The sequence below is a fragment of the Pseudomonas sp. E141 genome (genome assembly GCF_052659885.1).
The window spans coordinates 4259152-4274321 of the sequence record NZ_CP084024.1; the positions used below are offsets into that span (position 1 = coordinate 4259152).

The window sequence follows — 15170 nt, forward strand, 5'->3', positions numbered from 1 at the left end:
GCTTGGCGGGTCAGTTACGGGAAAAGTCGACGAAAGAGCGGATCACTTCGTCGATTTGCGCGGCGCTGACATCCATGTGGGTCACCATTCGCAGGCGTGGCGCTGCGCTGAGCTTGATACCACGCTCGGCGGCAAACGCCCTGATGGCCTCGGCCCGCTCGCCCATCTGCACGTAGACCATGTTGGTCTGCACCGGCTCGACCTCGTAACCCGCCCCACGCAAGCCCTCGGCAAGCCGCTGGGCATTGGCGTGGTCATCGGCCAGGCGCTGGACCTGATGATCCAGGGCATACAACCCCGCCGCAGCCAGGATCCCGGCCTGGCGCATACCCCCGCCCACCATCTTGCGCAGCCGGCGCGCCTTGCCGATCAGTTCGACGCTGCCGCAGAGGACCGAGCCAACGGGAGCGCCAAGGCCCTTGGACAGGCACACCGACACCGAATCGAAATGTTGGGTGATCTCCCGGGCATCGACGTTCAACTTGACCGCGGCGTTGTACAGCCGCGCGCCGTCAAGGTGCAACGCCAGGCCGTGCTCGCGCGTGAAACGCCGGGCCCGGGCCAGATAGTCCAGCGGCAGGACCTTGCCTTGCATGGTGTTTTCCAGCGCCAGCAGGCGAGTACGGGCGAAGTGGAAGTCATCGGCTTTGATCGCGGCAGCAACTTGCTCCAGGTCCAGAGAGCCGTCCGCTTGCACGTCAAGGGGTTGCGGCTGGATTGAACCCAGTACCGCCGCCCCGCCGCCTTCGTATTTATAGGTGTGAGCCTGCTGGCCAACGATGTATTCATCACCACGCTCGCAATGGGCCATCAGCCCCAGCAAGTTGCTCATGGTGCCGGTGGGTACGAACAGCGCCGCGGCAAAGCCCAGGCGCCCGGCCAGTTCGGCCTCGAGGCGATTGACGGTCGGATCTTCGCCATACACATCGTCGCCGGTCGGCGCGCTGGCCATCGCATCCAGCATGGCGGCGGAAGGTTGGGTGACGGTGTCGCTGCGAAGATCGATAACGCTCATGAATCTGGCCTCGGGTGCGGGTGGGGGGAATTCCCTTTCGAAGGTCAATTACTGCGGTCATGGCGACGATTAATCAAGACCAGTCGAAGGAAAAGATCACCTGCACCTGAAGATCTCTCAGAACACCTGTGGGAGCGAGCTTGCTCGCGATGGCGGCAGCGCATCCAACATCAATGCAATCTGAACCACCGCTATCGCGAGCAAGCTCGCTCCCACAGGGGTTATGTGTTAAAAATCCTGCGCCGCCAAAAACCATGGCGGCGAAACGTTCTCAGGGCGGGGTGCAATTCCCCACCGGCGGTAATTGCACGCAAGGTGCATAGCCCGCGAGCGCTTGGCGATACACGGCTTTTGCGGTGTAGCGTCAAGGTCAGCAGACCCGGTGTGATTCCGGGGCCGACGGTCATAGTCCGGATGAAGAGAGAACGGGATCGGCACCCAGGGGCCGTCTGCGACTGTCTGCGCGCGACGCACCCTCGAATCCCCTTCGATTCATGACGCCCTGTTTTTTACACAAACAGGAACCAGAACATGCAACCCACCGCAATCGACAGCAAAAGCAAACATCATCCGGGCGAGCGCGTCGCGTTCATCCAGGCCTGCTGGCACAAGGAAATCGTCGACCAGAGCCGCAAAGGCTTCGTCGCCGAAATGATCAGTCAGGGTTATCAGGAAAGCGATATCGACTTCTTCGAAGTCGGCGGCGCCTTCGAGATCCCGCTACATGCCAAGCTGCTGGCCAAGTCTGGCCGCTACGCCGGCATCGTCGCCGCAGGCCTGGTGGTGGACGGCGGCATCTACCGTCACGAATTCGTCGCCCAATCGGTGATCAGCGGCCTGATGCAGGTTCAGCTGGAAACCGAGGTGCCGGTGTTCTCGGTCGTACTCACCCCCCATCACTTCCACGCTGGGGAAGAACATCAGAAGTTCTTCTTTGAGCATTTCGTGCACAAGGGCCAGGAAGCGGCGAAGACCTGTGCCGATACCCTGCACAAGACCCGGGCGTTGCGGCGTAGCGAACAGCGGGCGGTAGCGGTTTAAAAGCTGCAAAAAAACTGTGGGAGCGAGCTTGCTCGCGATAGCCGAGTGTCAGTCACTTTCAGGATTGACTGAAACACCGCTATCGCGAGCAAGCTCGCTCCCACATTGGTTTTGTGGGGACTTCAGATCAGGTTTTCGTCCGTCGCCGGCACAATCAGGATCCCGGCCCGCAAACCATTCTTCACCTTGGGGTTGGGGAAGATGATCCTGGCGCCCTCTTCTTCGATCACCCAGCGGGTCTGGGCAATGTCTTCGGCCAGCACATAACCTTTTCCAAGCTCCGAGAAGTTCTCGATGTCCGCCGGCAGGTTCAGGCGGAAACTGTCGCTGTGCTTGATGATTTCCCGCGCGACGCTGAACAGTTGCAGGCCGTCCAGACTTTCGTCCGATTCGGGTTCGGTGCCTTCGATGATCTGTTGCAGACGGGTTTCCAGCAGACTGACGTTGACGCCGTCGTTTTCCCCGAATGGTCGGGCCTTGCCCAGTTCCAGGGTGAAAGACTCGGCACCCAACTGGTCATAGGTGTAGGCGCTGAACACAATGGACGGTTTGTTCTGCAGCAGCACCGCTTCCATGCCGGCGGCGCGCAGCCGCGCCAGTTCACGGCGTGAATGCCGGCGACCTTCCTTCCACGGATACAAGGCAAATTGCTCGATCTTCGAACCCCGGATGGCGGTGTGCAGGTCGTAATGCAAGCGACTGCGGTCCGGCACGCTGAAGAAACTGGCGGCCAACCGCTCCAATTCGCAAGCCCGCAACGCCTCGGCGCCGCCGCTCAACTCATGGCGACCATTGAACAACCGATTGACGTCCTGCTCGACAAAACGCTCTCCGCGACGAATCGCCTCGGGATTGCCGAACAGAAACAGAATGCGTGCCCGTGGCTTGAGATCCCCACGGGCGATGTCGTGCAGCAACCGATCAAGCAGTTCGATCGGTGCGGTTTCGTTGCCGTGGATACCGGCTGACAGTAACAGGTCCTGGCCATTGTCCCGGGCCTGGGGCGGCTTGACCTCCAGCGCGCCCTCGCTCAGCCAGCGCATCCGTACGCCCTCGACAGTCAGTTGAGTCTTCTCCGCCGGTTCACGGCCAGCGAGGGTCAGTTCAAGCAATTTGCCGAGGGCGAGCATAGCGCGGCTCCTTAATGGTCGTGGCCGCAATCCGGGCCATGGACATGATCATCGTCGCCCATGTCGGCCGGTTCCATTTCCAGTTGCAGGCTCACCAGGTTGGTCGCCAACGGGCGCAACAACAGGTTGGCGTATTCCTCATCGCCTTCTTCGACATCGACGCCGATCAGCAACTGACCGCGGCCGTCCTGCTGGATCCACAACTCTTTGCCCTGCCACATGACCGCAACGCGGGTGCAGGAGGTTTCCAGTTGGGTGCCGTCGGTGTCTTCAAGGATCAGTTGCAAGGTATCGCTCATGTTTTTACGTTCTCGTCGGGGGGAAAAGGCAACGCGCCCTGCTTTGACTGTAGTCAGGTCGCGCGCGCTTTCAATTGATCTGGAAAGGATAAACCGCGCCAAGTTTAAGGATTTGTGTCAGCTCATCCAGTGCCGCCCGGCATTCGAGCAGCAACTGCGGGTCCGCCAGGTCGTTTTCGGTCATGCGATCGCGGTAGTGACGCTCGACCCATTGGGTCAGCGAATCGTACAACGGCGCGGTCATGATAACCCCTGGGTTGACGGCGGCCAGCTCGGTTTCATTGAGGGCCACGCGCAGCCTCAGGCAAGCCGGGCCACCGCCGTTCTGCATGCTTTGCTTGAGGTCGAAGACCTTCACTTCGCCGATCACCCCGCCAGAGCCCGTCAGGCCTTGCAGGTACTGCCAGACGCGTTCGTTGCCGCGGCACTCCTCCGGCACGATCAACAGCATCGAGCCGTCGGGACGCGACAGCAACTGGCTATTGAACAGGTAGGAACGTACCGCGTCATCGACGGTAACCGCCGAACGCGGCACGCACACCGACTGAAATTTCCCACCGACCTTGGCGAGTTTGCTGCTCAGCTCGGCCAGCATCCGGTCGGTCTCGAGAAACGCATCCTCGTGATAGAACAACACTTCGCCGTTGCCCACCGCGATCACATCATTGTGGAACACGCCCTGGTCGATCACCGATGGGTTCTGTTGGGCGTAGACCACGCCCTCCTCCCTCAGACCATGCAGACGAGCTACTGCCTGAGAAGCTTCCAGGGTCTGGCGCGCCGGGTACTTCTGCGGCGCGGGAAAACGGGTATCGAAGGCGCTGCGGCCGAACACGAAGAATTCAACACCGGCCTCGCCGTAGGTCCGGCAGAAACGCGTGTGGTTGGCCGCGCCTTCGTCGCCGAACTGCGCCACCGCCGGCAGCGCGGCGTGGTGGGCGAAGTGCTGCTGATCGGCAAACATCGCCCCCAGTACGCGACTGGTGGTCGGGTGTTCAATGCTGCGGTGGTATTTGCAGTTCAGGTTGGCGGCGGTGAAATGCACGCGGCCGTCAGCTGTGTCGGCGCTTGGGCTGACAGTGGCGGCGTTGGCCACCCACATGCTGGAGGCCGAGCAACTGGCGACCAGCAGCGGCATCGCTTCTTTGGCAGCCTGCTGAATGACCTGGGCATCGCTGCCGGCAAAACCCAACCGACGCAGGGCCGCCACGTCGGGACGCTCCTGTGGCGCCAGCACACCTTGCTGGAAGCCCATGTCCATCAGCGCCTTCATTTTCGCCAGGCCCTGCAACGCCGCTTCCTTGGGGTTGGAGGACTGCTGGCTATTGCTCTGGGACGCGACGTTGCCGTACGAGAGCCCGCCGTAGTTGTGGGTCGGCCCCACTAGACCGTCAAAGTTGACTTCATAGGATTTCATCAGCGAGGCTCCACGAGAATCTGTTTTTTATAGGCATCAAGTAACAACCGCAGCGCGGCCATCGCGAGCAAGCTCGCTCCCACAGGGTTTTGCGCAATCCTTTGTGGGAGCGAGCTTGCTCGCGATTGGGGTTCACACCATGCTCACGCCGGGAGTAAGGGCAGCCGGCATGACAAGGCTTGGTGTCTCCAGGGAAGCCACCGGATACGCACAATAGTCGGCTGCGTAATAGGCACTGGCGCGGTGGTTGCCCGAGGCCCCAACACCGCCGAACGGCGCGCTGCTGGCCGCTCCCGTCAGTTGCTTGTTCCAGTTGACGATGCCGGCACGGCTCTGCAGCCAAAACTGCTGGTAGCGCTCCTGGGAATCCGACAGCAGACCTGCAGCCAAGCCATATTGGGTGTTGTTGGCCTCGGTGATTGCCGCGGCGAAGTCCGCGTAGCGAATCACCTGCAACAACGGCCCGAACAGTTCTTCATCAGGACGCTCGGCTACCGTCGTCACATCCAGGATGCCCGGCGTCAGCAACGCCGCCTGGGCTTGCGGTTGGGTCATGGTCAACAGCGGCACGGCGCCCAGGCCGAGCAAATGGTTCTGCGCGTCCATCAGCGCCTTCGCTGCGGCCAGGGAAATCACCGAGCCCATGAACGGCGCCGGTTGCTGATCAAAGGCGCCGACTTCCAGCGTCGAGCTGACCGCCACCAGGCGCGCCAGCAAGGCATCGCCCCACGCCCCTTCGGGCACCAACAGGCGGCGCGCGCAGGTACAGCGCTGCCCGGCAGAAATGAAGGCCGACTGAATGATGGTGTAGACCGCCGCGTCGACGTCCGCCACCTCATCCACCACCAGCGGATTATTACCGCCCATTTCCAGCGCCAGGATCTTGTCCGGGCGCCCGGAAAACTGTTGATGCAACAGGTTGCCGGTGCGGCTGGAGCCGGTGAAAAACAACCCGTCGATGCCCGGATTGGCCGCCAGGGCGATACCAGTTTCCCGCGCGCCTTGCAGCAGGTTCAGCACGCCCGCCGGCAGGCCGGCCTCGACCCAGCACTTGACCGTCAGCTCAGCGACTTTCGGGGTCAGTTCGCTGGGTTTGAACAACACGGTGTTGCCCGCCAACAAGGCCGGGACGATGTGACCGTTGGGCAAATGGCCGGGGAAGTTGTAAGGGCCGAACACTGCCACCACACCGTGGGGCTTGTGCCGCAGCACAGCGATGGCGTCACCCAGGGGGCCGCTTTTTTCGCCGGTCCGCTCACGGTAGCTCTGAATCGAAATGGCGACCTTGTTGACCATGCTGGTGACTTCGGTGGTCGCTTCCCACAACGGCTTGCCGGTTTCTTCACCGATGCAGTGGGCCAGTTCATCGGCGTGGCTCTTCAAGGCAGCGGCAAACGCTTCCAGCACCTGGATACGCTCATCCAGCGAACGGCGGGCCCAGTCCGGGAAGGCCTGACGCGCGGCCTGCACCGCCGACTCCACCTGCGCCGCCGTGGCGCCATTGCCAGACCACAGCACTTGCTGGGTCACCGGGTTCAACGACTCAAAGAGATCACCCTGACCTTCCAGCCAGCTTCCAGCGATGTACAGCGACTTCATTATTTCGACTCCCGAGCAGCGGACAACGCAACGGCGCGCACCTGATCGCCAGCGTTGAGTTGAAGACGTTTGGCAGTCAGCGGATCAACCACCAGGGTGCCCGCGGCTAAGCGCGCCGGTGCAGCAGTGATGCGGCAGTCTTCGCGTTTGCGGTTATGCATGATGAACGGCGTGGCGTCGTCGCCCGGCGTGCCGATGGCCAATACCAGTGCCTGGCTGTCGCGGATCGCGCGGATCTTGCCGGTTTCACATTCAACGGCCGGGCCGGCGTCGAAGATGTCGACGTAACCCTGGTAACTGAAACCTTCGCTCTTGAGCATCGACAGCGCCGGCTCCGTGTCGGGATGAACCTGGCCGATCACCGCCCGGGCATCCTCCGACAGGAAACAGGTGTACAGCGGGAACTTGGGCATCAGCTCAGCGATGAAAGCCTTGTTGCCCACGCCGGTCAGGTAGTCGGCCTGGCTGAACTCCATCTTGAAAAAGTGTCGCCCCAGGCTTTCCCAGAACGGCGAGCGGCCTCGGTCATCGGACATGCCACGCATCTCGGCGATGATCTTGTTGCCAAACAGGTTCGGGAATTCGGCGATGAACAGCAGCCGCGCCTTGGCCAACATGCGGCCATTGAGGCCAGTGCGGTAGTCGGCGTGCAGGAACAGCGAACACAGCTCGGAGTTGCCGGTCAGGTCGTTGGCCAAAAACAGCGTCGGGATTTCCCGATAGATGTTCAGCTCCTGGGAGGCACTGACCGTCAGGCCGACCCGGAAGTTGTACCACGGCTCGCGCAGCCCAACGGCCCCGGCGATGGCAGAGATGCCCACCACACGGCCGTCGTCGTCTTCGAGCACGAACAGGTAGTCCGCATCGCCACGTCCGGCTTCGCCGCGAAAAGTCTTCTCGGCCCAGCCGACCCGATGAGCCAGGCGCTCCTCGTTGGCCGGCAAGGTGGTCAGGCCGGTGCCGGTGCTGCGGGCCAGGGCAATCAGAGCGGGTAAATCGCTGCTGCGTACGGGACGAACGATCATGCTATCTCCTCAAACGGGCCGCTTGCGCCACCCGCGAAACTTCGCTGTAAGGCGTTAAACCGCCACCAGGCGCACGCTGGCACCCTCACCGACGCCCAAGGCTTCGGCCGCTTCCATATCCAGGGTCACCGGTTTGCCGGGCGCGTAGTCAAGCTCCAACAGAACGGCGCGGTAATCCTGCAACTGGGCGTTGGCCACCAGGTATTGCCGGCCGGCGCCCTTGACGGGCTCGCCGAGCTTGACCGGCACCACCCGGCTCTGGGCAATCGAGCGGATCCCCGAGACACGGGCATGCAGAGTCGGGCCACCGTCAAAGATGTCGATGTAATGATCGGTCTCGAAACCCTCGCGCATGAGGATGTCGAAAGTGATCTGCGCACGCGGATGGACCTGGCCCATGGCTTCCTGGGCGGCGTCCGGCAACAGCGGCACGTAGATCGGGTAATGCGGCATCAGCTCGGCGAGGAAGGTGCGGCTCTTCAGCCCGCACAGGCGCTCGGCGGCAGCGTAGTTGAGGTCGAAGAAGTTGCGACCGATGGCGTCCCAGAACGGCGAGTCGCCATTTTCATCGCTGTAGCCGACGATCTCGGTCACCACCGAATCGGCAAAGCGCTCCGGATGGCTGGCGACGAACAGCAGGCGCCCACGCGAATTGAGTTCCGACCAGGGCGAACCGACCAATTCCGGCACCACATAGAAGCTGGTCAGCAAGCTGTTGCCGGTCAGGTCGTGGCACTGGGAAAGCACGTGGATCTTGTTGTGGATCTTCAGCTCACGGGAGGCGTGAACGAACGTTTCGTTGCGGAAACTGTAGAACGGCTCGGAATAACCGGCCGAGGCAACGATGGCCGAACAGCCCGCCAGCTTGCCGGTCGCGGTATCTTCAAGGACGAAGAAATAGCTTTCTTCGCCGTTGAAGCTGACTTCGGCGGCAAACGAGGCTTCACTCGCGGCGATCTTGTCGCTCAGGCGTTCCACGTCATCCGGCAAGGAAGTGACACCGATCGGACTGTCCGCAGCCAGACGCTGTACCTCGCCCAGATCCGCCATTTGTGCGGGGCGCATCACCAGCATGGTGTCACTCCTTTACTTGAAATAAATGGTTCGACCGAAGGGTCGATACACAGAAAAATAACTAAACGACACGCTGACCCGCATTGCATCTGCGGCGGTCTTCGATTTTTCAGCCGCTGCAAGACTCCTGTGGGAGCGAGCTTGCTCGCGATAGCGGTGTGTCAGTCAACATCAATGCTGACTGATCCGGCACCATCGCGAGCAAGCTCGCTCCCACAAGGGGTCCGGCTCAGCCTTAGGCTTGCGTAAGCTTCGCCGCGGCCCGCTCGAAGCGGTCCAGGCCGGCATCGATGTCAGCATCTTCGACCACCAGGCTCGGCGCGAAACGAATCACGTCCGGACCTGCCTGCAGGATCATCAGGCCTTCCTGTTCAGCAGCGTTGAAAATGTCCTTGGCCTTGCCTTTCCAGGCGTCGTTCAGCACACAGCCGATCAGCAGCCCCAAACCACGCACCTGGGTGAACAGGCCGTATTTCTCGCCGATCTGCTCCAAGCGGGTCTTGAACTTGCGGTGCTTGGCTTTCACGCCTTCGAGCACTTCAGGCGTATTGACGGTATCGATCACCGCTTCGGCCACCGCACACGCCAGCGGGTTGCCGCCATAAGTGGTGCCGTGGGTGCCGACCACCAGATGCTTGGCCAACGCTTCAGTGGTGAGCATTGCCGCGATCGGGAAACCACCGCCCAGGCTCTTGGCGCTGGTGAGGATGTCCGGGACCACGCCGTAATGCATGTAGGCGAACAAGTGGCCGCTACGGCCCATGCCGGTCTGCACTTCATCGAATACCAGCAGCGCGTCGTGGGCATCGCACAAATCACGGGCACCTTGCAGGTAACCCAGCTCGGCCGGCAATACGCCGCCCTCGCCCTGGATCGGCTCCAGCACCACGGCGCACGTCTTGTCCGAAATGGCCGCTTTCAAAGCCGCCAGGTCGTTGTAAGGGACGTGGGTAATACCGGTGATTTTAGGACCGAAACCGTCAGAATACTTCGATTGCCCGCCCACGTTCACGGTGAACAGCGTACGGCCGTGGAAGCTGTTGAGCGCGGCAATGATTTCGTACTTCTCGCTCCCGAAACGATCGAACGCGACGCGACGGGCCAGCTTGAAGGCGGCCTCGTTGGCTTCGGCGCCGGAGTTGCAGAAGAAAGCCCGCTCGGCAAAGGTTGCATTGACCAGTTTATGGGCCAGGCGCAGGGCCGGCTCATTGGTAAAGACGTTGGACACATGCCACAGCTTGTTCGCTTGTTCGGTCAGGGCGGCGACCAGTTTCGGATGGGCGTGCCCCAATACGTTGACCGCGATACCGCCGGCGAAGTCGATCAGTTCGCGACCGGACTGGTCCCACACGTGGGAACCGGCGCCACGCACAGGGATGAAAGCAGCAGGCGCATAGTTGGGGACCATAACCTGATCGAAATCGGCGCGTTGTACGGCGGCTTGCTCAACGGACATCGGAGTCTCCTGAAGAGGAACACCCGCCTGGAACTGGCGAGCGATGAGGGGATTGTAAGGACAGTTTTCAGCCCGGCCTTGTCGCCAAGCGACAACTTCTTATAGCGCCAACCCCCGTTTTTAGCGGGTTTATGGCAATGCGACAAATAGCGTCGCAAAGGCGCAGTTTAAACGTTGTCGCGGGATTTTAGGCGTTGGCTTCTACATTTCCCTGGCCATGCAAAACCTTGTGGCGAGGGGATTTATCCCCTCGCCACAGGGTTACATACCCCCGTCCTTACAGAGGAGGCGCCGGCCCTAGCCCCGTTCGGACGGCACCGACGACAATTCGAATGGGCTGCTGCTGCGCCGCTGGTTGCGGTCTTCCCGGGGCGTGGCGCCGAAGAAGTTGCGATAGGCGCTGGAAAAATGCGGCCCCGAGGAGAAGCCGCAGGACAGGCCGATCTGAATGATCGATTTGCTGGTCTGCATCAGCATCTGCCGCGCCTTGTTCAGACGCAGTTCCAGGTAGTACTGGCTCGGCACGCGATTGAGGTATTGCTTGAAAATCCGCTCCAACTGGCGACGGGACACGCACACATGCTGGGCAATTTCGTCGGTGGTCAGCGGTTCTTCGATGTTGGCTTCCATCAACAGCACGGCCTGGGTGAGCTTCGGATGGCTGGAGCCCAGACGGTTCTGCAACGGGATACGCTGGCGCTCACCCCCCTCGCGGATGCGCTCGACCACCAGTTCTTCCGAGACCGCGCCGGCCAGTTCCGCGCCGTGATCGCGCGCCAACACAGCCAGCAGCAGATCGAGCACCGACATACCACCGCAAGCGGTCAGGCGATCGCGGTCCCAGTCAAACAGATGGCTGGTGGCAATGACCTTGGGGAAACGCTCGGAAAAGTCGTCCTGCCAGCGCCAATGCACGGCGGCGCGGAAACCATCGAGAAGACCCAGTTGGGCCAACGGGTAGACACCGGCGGACAAACCGCCAATCACACAACCGGCACGCACCAGCTGTTTGAGCGCGCTGCTCAGGGGCGGCGCAAGAGCGGTCGGGGGTTCGTCAGCCAGCAGAAACAGTTTCTGGAAACCTTCAAGCTTGCCGGCCCAGGGTTCGCCCGGTAGCTGCCAGGCGCCTTCGGTCTGCGGCTCGGCCTGCAAAAACGACAATTCGTAGACGACATCCGGATGCACCCGCTGAGCAACACGCAAGGCCTCCTCGGCCAGCGCCAGCGTCAAGGCTTTAGTGCTGGGCCAAATCAGGAAACCAATTCGATGGGCAGTCATGGTGGGCAATCCGAAGCGAAAACAGTGTTAAAGCCAAAAGCGGCTGCAACCAAATTAGACCATCTGGCGCGCGATGCGCAGCATGACCTGAATCAGGTGCGTAACGGGAGCGATTACTTGAGGCTGCCCGAAAGAAATTGTTGCAGCCGCTCCGATTGCGGATTGACCAGCACTTCGCGCGGGTTGCCGCTTTCTTCAACGATGCCTTTGTGCAGGAAGATCAGTTGGTTCGACACTTCCCGGGCAAAGCCCATCTCGTGGGTCACCACCACCATGGTCCGGCCTTCCAGCGCCAGGGCCTGCATCACTTTGAGCACATCGCCCACCAGTTCCGGATCAAGGGCCGAAGTCGGCTCGTCGAACAGCATGACTTCCGGCTCCATCGCCAGCGCCCGGGCAATCGCCACGCGCTGCTGTTCACCGCCGGACATATGGCCCGGGTAGGCGTCCTTGCGATGCGCCACGCCGACCTTGTTCAGGTAGTGCTCGGCCTTTTCGCGCGCCTCGGCCTTGGCTACGCCCAGCACATGCACCGGCGCTTCCATGATGTTTTCCAGCGCGGTCATGTGGGACCACAGGTTGAAATGCTGGAACACCATCGACAGCCGCGAACGCATGCGCTGCAGTTGCTTGGGGTCGGCGGCCTTCAAGGCACCGTCCTTGCCAGCCACCAGTTTCAGCTCTTCGTTGTTGAGCAGAATCTTGCCGGCATGGGGTTGCTCAAGCAGGTTGATGCAACGCAGGAAGGTACTTTTGCCCGAGCCACTGGAGCCGATGATGCTGATCACATCGCCGGCGGCGGCCTTGAGGGACACACCCTTGAGCACCTCGTGACTGCCATAGCGTTTATGCAGGTCTTGGACTTCGAGCTTGTACATGCGGTCGGTTCTCACAAAACGTCAGTCGTTGAGCAGTCGATCGGATCGATGCGTTATCAGTGCTTGCGCGGGGCCAGGTAACCCAGCCAGCGGCGCTCGGCCAGCTTGAACAGGCGCACCAGGATAAAAGTCAGGCACAGGTAGAAAACGCCGGCCGTGATGTAAGCCTCGAACGGCAAGTAGTACTGCGCATTCACCGTGCGCGCGGCACCGGTGATGTCGATCAGGGTCACGATGGAGGCCAGGCTGGTGGTCTGCAACATCATGATCACTTCGTTGCTGTACTGCGGCAGCGCCCGGCGCAGGGCCGATGGCAGCAGGATCCGGCGATACAACTTGTAGCGTGACATGCCCATGGCCTTGGCCGCCTCGATCTCACCGTTAGGCGTGGCGCGCAGGCTGCCGGCGATGATTTCGGCGGTGTAGGCGCTGGTATTGATGGCAAAGGCCAGGCAGGCACAGAAGGTCGCGCTGGACAGCCACGGCCAGAGGAAGCTCTCGCGTACGGCTTCGAACTGCGCCAATCCGTAGTAGATCAAAAACAGCTGCACCAGCATCGGCGTGCCGCGAATCACATAGGTATAGAGCCAGGCGGTCATGTTGATGACCGGCTGCTTGGACACCCGCATCAGCCCCAGGGGCAACGCCGCCAGCAGACCAAAGAACAGCGACAGGGCCAGCAGCTTCAAGGTGGTCAGCAGGCCGCTGAAGTACAGCGGCAAGGCTTCGTAGATGACGTTGTAGTCGAAGATCATAGATCAGCCGCCCTTATGCCTACCGAGTAGCGCTTCTCGAGTTGACGCAATGCCAGCAGCGAGACACTGGTAATCACCAGGTACATTGCCGCCACCGCCAGGAAGAAGGTGAAAGGCTCGCGGGTGGCATCCGCCGCCTGCTTGGCCTTGAACATCATGTCTTGCAGGCCCACCACCGAAATCAGCGCCGTGGCCTTGGTCAACACCAGCCAGTTGTTGGTGAACCCCGGAATCGCCAGGCGAATCATCTGCGGCACCATCACCCGGAAAAACACCTGGAACCCACTCATGCCATACGCCATGCCCGCTTCGGCCTGCCCTTTGGGGATAGCCATGAATGCACCGCGAAAGGTTTCCGACAGGTACGCACCGAAGATGAACCCCAGGGTACCGATGCCGGCCGCCAGCGGGTTCAGGTCGATGTAATCGTCATAACCGAGCATCGGCGCCACGCGATTGAGCAGGTCCTGGCCGCCATAGAAAATCAGCAGGATCAGCACAAGGTCGGGAATGCCGCGAATGACCGTGGAATACAGGTCACCCAGCCACGCCAGCCAGCGCACTGGCGAGAGGCGCAACGCGACGCCGATCAGCCCCAGGACAATGGCCAGGGCCATGGACGACAAGGCGAGCTCAAGCGTCAACCATGCGCCATCGAGGATGACAGCCCCGTAGCCTTTCAACATGATTCAGGTCCTCGAGAGTGGGATGAAAAAATGGCGCAAACCGCAGAGATCCTGTTGCTTGCGCCATTTCGCACGAGTGGCGGGACGTTGTTACTGGCCGTAGATATCGAAGGCGAAGTACTTGTCCTGGATTTGCTTGTATTTGCCGTTCTCGCGAATGGCGGCAATCGCGCCGTTGATCTTGTCCTTGAGGGCATCACCCTTGCGAACCGCGATGCCTACACCGTCACCGAAGTATTTGACGTCGGTGAAGGCCGGGCCCACGAACGCAAAGCCCTTGCCGGCGTCGGTCTTGAGGAAACCGTCATCCAACAGGGTAGCGTCTGCCACGGTGCCGTCGAGACGGCCGGCGGACAGGTCCAGGTAGATTTCATTCTGCGAACCGTACGGCTTGATCTCGGCACCCAGCGGGGCCAGGACTTCACGGGCGAAGCGCTCGTGGATCGAACCGCGCTGCACGCCGACGTTCTTGCCCTTGAGCTCGGTCAGGCCTTCGCTGACCTGAGTGCCGGCCTTCATCACCAGACGAGCCGGGGTGTTGTAATACTTGTTGGTGAAATCAACAGACTTCTTGCGATCTTCAGTGATGGACATGGAAGACAGGATCGCGTCGATCTTGCGCACCTTGAGCGCCGGGATCAGGCCGTCGAATTCCTGCTCGACCCACACGCACTTGACCTTCATCTCTTCGCACAGTGCATTGCCGATGTCGTAGTCGAAACCGACGATACTGCCGTCCGGGGCCTTCGAGGCGAACGGAGGGTAAGCCGCTTCGATACCGATTTTCAGGGGCTTTTCTGCGGCGAATGTCGACAGGGACAGCACGGACAGTGCCAGGGCGCCAAGCAGCACAAGTTTCTTCATCTTGGGACTCCATCGGGAAAGGGCAAAAACGGCAGAGTGAGCAACAGCCCAATATGCGAATGGGTGGAACGAACTTTAGTGCTGCGTCCTAAGAAAGCGTGCGTCAATTCAACGCAGCTCACGACGAGCGAGTGATCGGCATTCTAACGACAGGCCCGAAGCCGATATTTCTTCAATGCGACAACAAATTACAGAAGCACAGAAAACGCGACCTGAGCGCATTGACAGCCCCGCAAATTCATGCAAGAGCAAAAGAAAGGAAACCGATCTATGCTGCAAATTGCGGGCCCATTATTCGCAAACCCTTCTAATCCGGCAAGCACAGCGTGTCGCCTTGTTTTCCAAGACGCCTGGAACCGCCCTATAACGGGGCTTCGCGTTTCACATCGCCCCGTTGTGGCGCCTTTGGTTACACATTCCGAAACACCGGTAACGTTCAGCCCCCTCCTACTTTAAACGCCGATATTTATTCATCCATCGAACCCGTGGCGAGGGAGCTTGCTCCCGCTGGGCTGCGCAGCATCCCCAAAGCCAGGCACAGCGGTCGTTCAGTCATACCGCATTGGCCGGTTTACGACTGCTGCGCAGCCGAGCGGGAGCAAGCTCCCTCGCCACAAAGGCACCACACGTCAAACTCTCCTGGCCTTAGCGAC

Annotated in this window: 14 protein-coding genes and 1 riboswitch; of the genes, 1 reads left to right on the forward strand and 13 read right to left on the reverse strand. The window is 60.9% G+C overall.

The features are described from left to right. Positions 1–10: 10 nt before the first annotated feature. Positions 11–1015 carry a low-specificity L-threonine aldolase gene (gene ltaE / locus GKKCFE_RS19055; RefSeq protein ID WP_188251974.1) on the reverse strand — a complete coding sequence of 335 codons (1005 nt, stop codon included), beginning with the start codon at positions 1013–1015 and terminating at the stop codon, positions 11–13. A 263-nt stretch (positions 1016–1278) separates the two neighbouring features. Beyond that, a riboswitch (FMN riboswitch) is annotated at positions 1279–1446 on the forward strand. 100 nt (positions 1447–1546) lie between these two features. On the opposite strand from ltaE, the gene GKKCFE_RS19060 reads away from it, so the two are divergent. Further along, the gene (locus tag GKKCFE_RS19060; RefSeq protein WP_173406647.1) at positions 1547–2056 is read left to right on the forward strand and encodes a 6,7-dimethyl-8-ribityllumazine synthase; all 510 of its coding nucleotides are present in this window, start codon (positions 1547–1549) and stop codon (positions 2054–2056) included. A gap of 122 nt (positions 2057–2178) precedes the next feature. Here the strand turns inward: GKKCFE_RS19060 and astE are convergent, their stop codons facing one another. The 12 genes from astE to GKKCFE_RS19120 form a co-directional block, all read right to left on the reverse strand. Beyond that, the gene (gene astE, locus GKKCFE_RS19065) at positions 2179–3186 is read right to left on the reverse strand and encodes a succinylglutamate desuccinylase (protein WP_445576951.1); all 1008 of its coding nucleotides are present in this window, start codon (positions 3184–3186) and stop codon (positions 2179–2181) included. Positions 3187–3197: 11 nt separating this feature from the next. Next, on the reverse strand, positions 3198–3485 hold the full coding sequence (locus tag GKKCFE_RS19070; RefSeq protein WP_047228780.1) for a hypothetical protein: 288 nt from the start codon (positions 3483–3485) through the stop codon (positions 3198–3200). Between the two features lie 70 nt (positions 3486–3555). Then, a complete protein-coding gene (astB, locus tag GKKCFE_RS19075) occupies positions 3556–4902 on the reverse strand; it encodes an N-succinylarginine dihydrolase (protein WP_076383739.1) in 1347 nt (448 codons plus the stop codon). Between the two features lie 132 nt (positions 4903–5034). Next, on the reverse strand, positions 5035–6504 hold the full coding sequence (astD, locus tag GKKCFE_RS19080) for a succinylglutamate-semialdehyde dehydrogenase (protein ID WP_316913246.1): 1470 nt from the start codon (positions 6502–6504) through the stop codon (positions 5035–5037). Then, entirely contained in the window at positions 6501–7526 is a 1026-nt protein-coding gene (gene astA, locus GKKCFE_RS19085; protein WP_076383737.1) for an arginine N-succinyltransferase, read from the reverse strand. Before astA ends, astD begins: the two co-directional genes overlap by 4 nt. A gap of 54 nt (positions 7527–7580) precedes the next feature. Continuing rightward, complete coding sequence (gene aruF, locus GKKCFE_RS19090; RefSeq protein WP_047228784.1) at positions 7581–8600, reverse strand: arginine/ornithine succinyltransferase subunit alpha; 1020 nt, start codon at positions 8598–8600, stop codon at positions 7581–7583. A 235-nt stretch (positions 8601–8835) separates the two neighbouring features. Then, entirely contained in the window at positions 8836–10056 is a 1221-nt protein-coding gene (locus tag GKKCFE_RS19095; RefSeq protein WP_047228785.1) for an aspartate aminotransferase family protein, read from the reverse strand. 297 nt (positions 10057–10353) lie between these two features. Beyond that, the gene (gene argR, locus GKKCFE_RS19100) at positions 10354–11334 is read right to left on the reverse strand and encodes a transcriptional regulator ArgR (RefSeq protein ID WP_047228786.1); all 981 of its coding nucleotides are present in this window, start codon (positions 11332–11334) and stop codon (positions 10354–10356) included. A 113-nt stretch (positions 11335–11447) separates the two neighbouring features. Continuing rightward, the gene (locus GKKCFE_RS19105) at positions 11448–12212 is read right to left on the reverse strand and encodes an ABC transporter ATP-binding protein (protein WP_047228787.1); all 765 of its coding nucleotides are present in this window, start codon (positions 12210–12212) and stop codon (positions 11448–11450) included. A gap of 56 nt (positions 12213–12268) precedes the next feature. Then, positions 12269–12967 carry an ABC transporter permease gene (locus GKKCFE_RS19110; RefSeq protein ID WP_047228788.1) on the reverse strand — a complete coding sequence of 233 codons (699 nt, stop codon included), beginning with the start codon at positions 12965–12967 and terminating at the stop codon, positions 12269–12271. Next, positions 12964–13653 carry an ABC transporter permease gene (locus GKKCFE_RS19115; RefSeq protein ID WP_047228789.1) on the reverse strand — a complete coding sequence of 230 codons (690 nt, stop codon included), beginning with the start codon at positions 13651–13653 and terminating at the stop codon, positions 12964–12966. Before GKKCFE_RS19115 ends, GKKCFE_RS19110 begins: the two co-directional genes overlap by 4 nt. A 90-nt stretch (positions 13654–13743) precedes the next feature. Beyond that, positions 13744–14517, reverse strand: a complete 774-nt coding sequence (locus GKKCFE_RS19120) for an ABC transporter substrate-binding protein (RefSeq protein WP_188251976.1) — start codon at positions 14515–14517, stop codon at positions 13744–13746. Positions 14518–15170 lie beyond the last annotated feature (653 nt).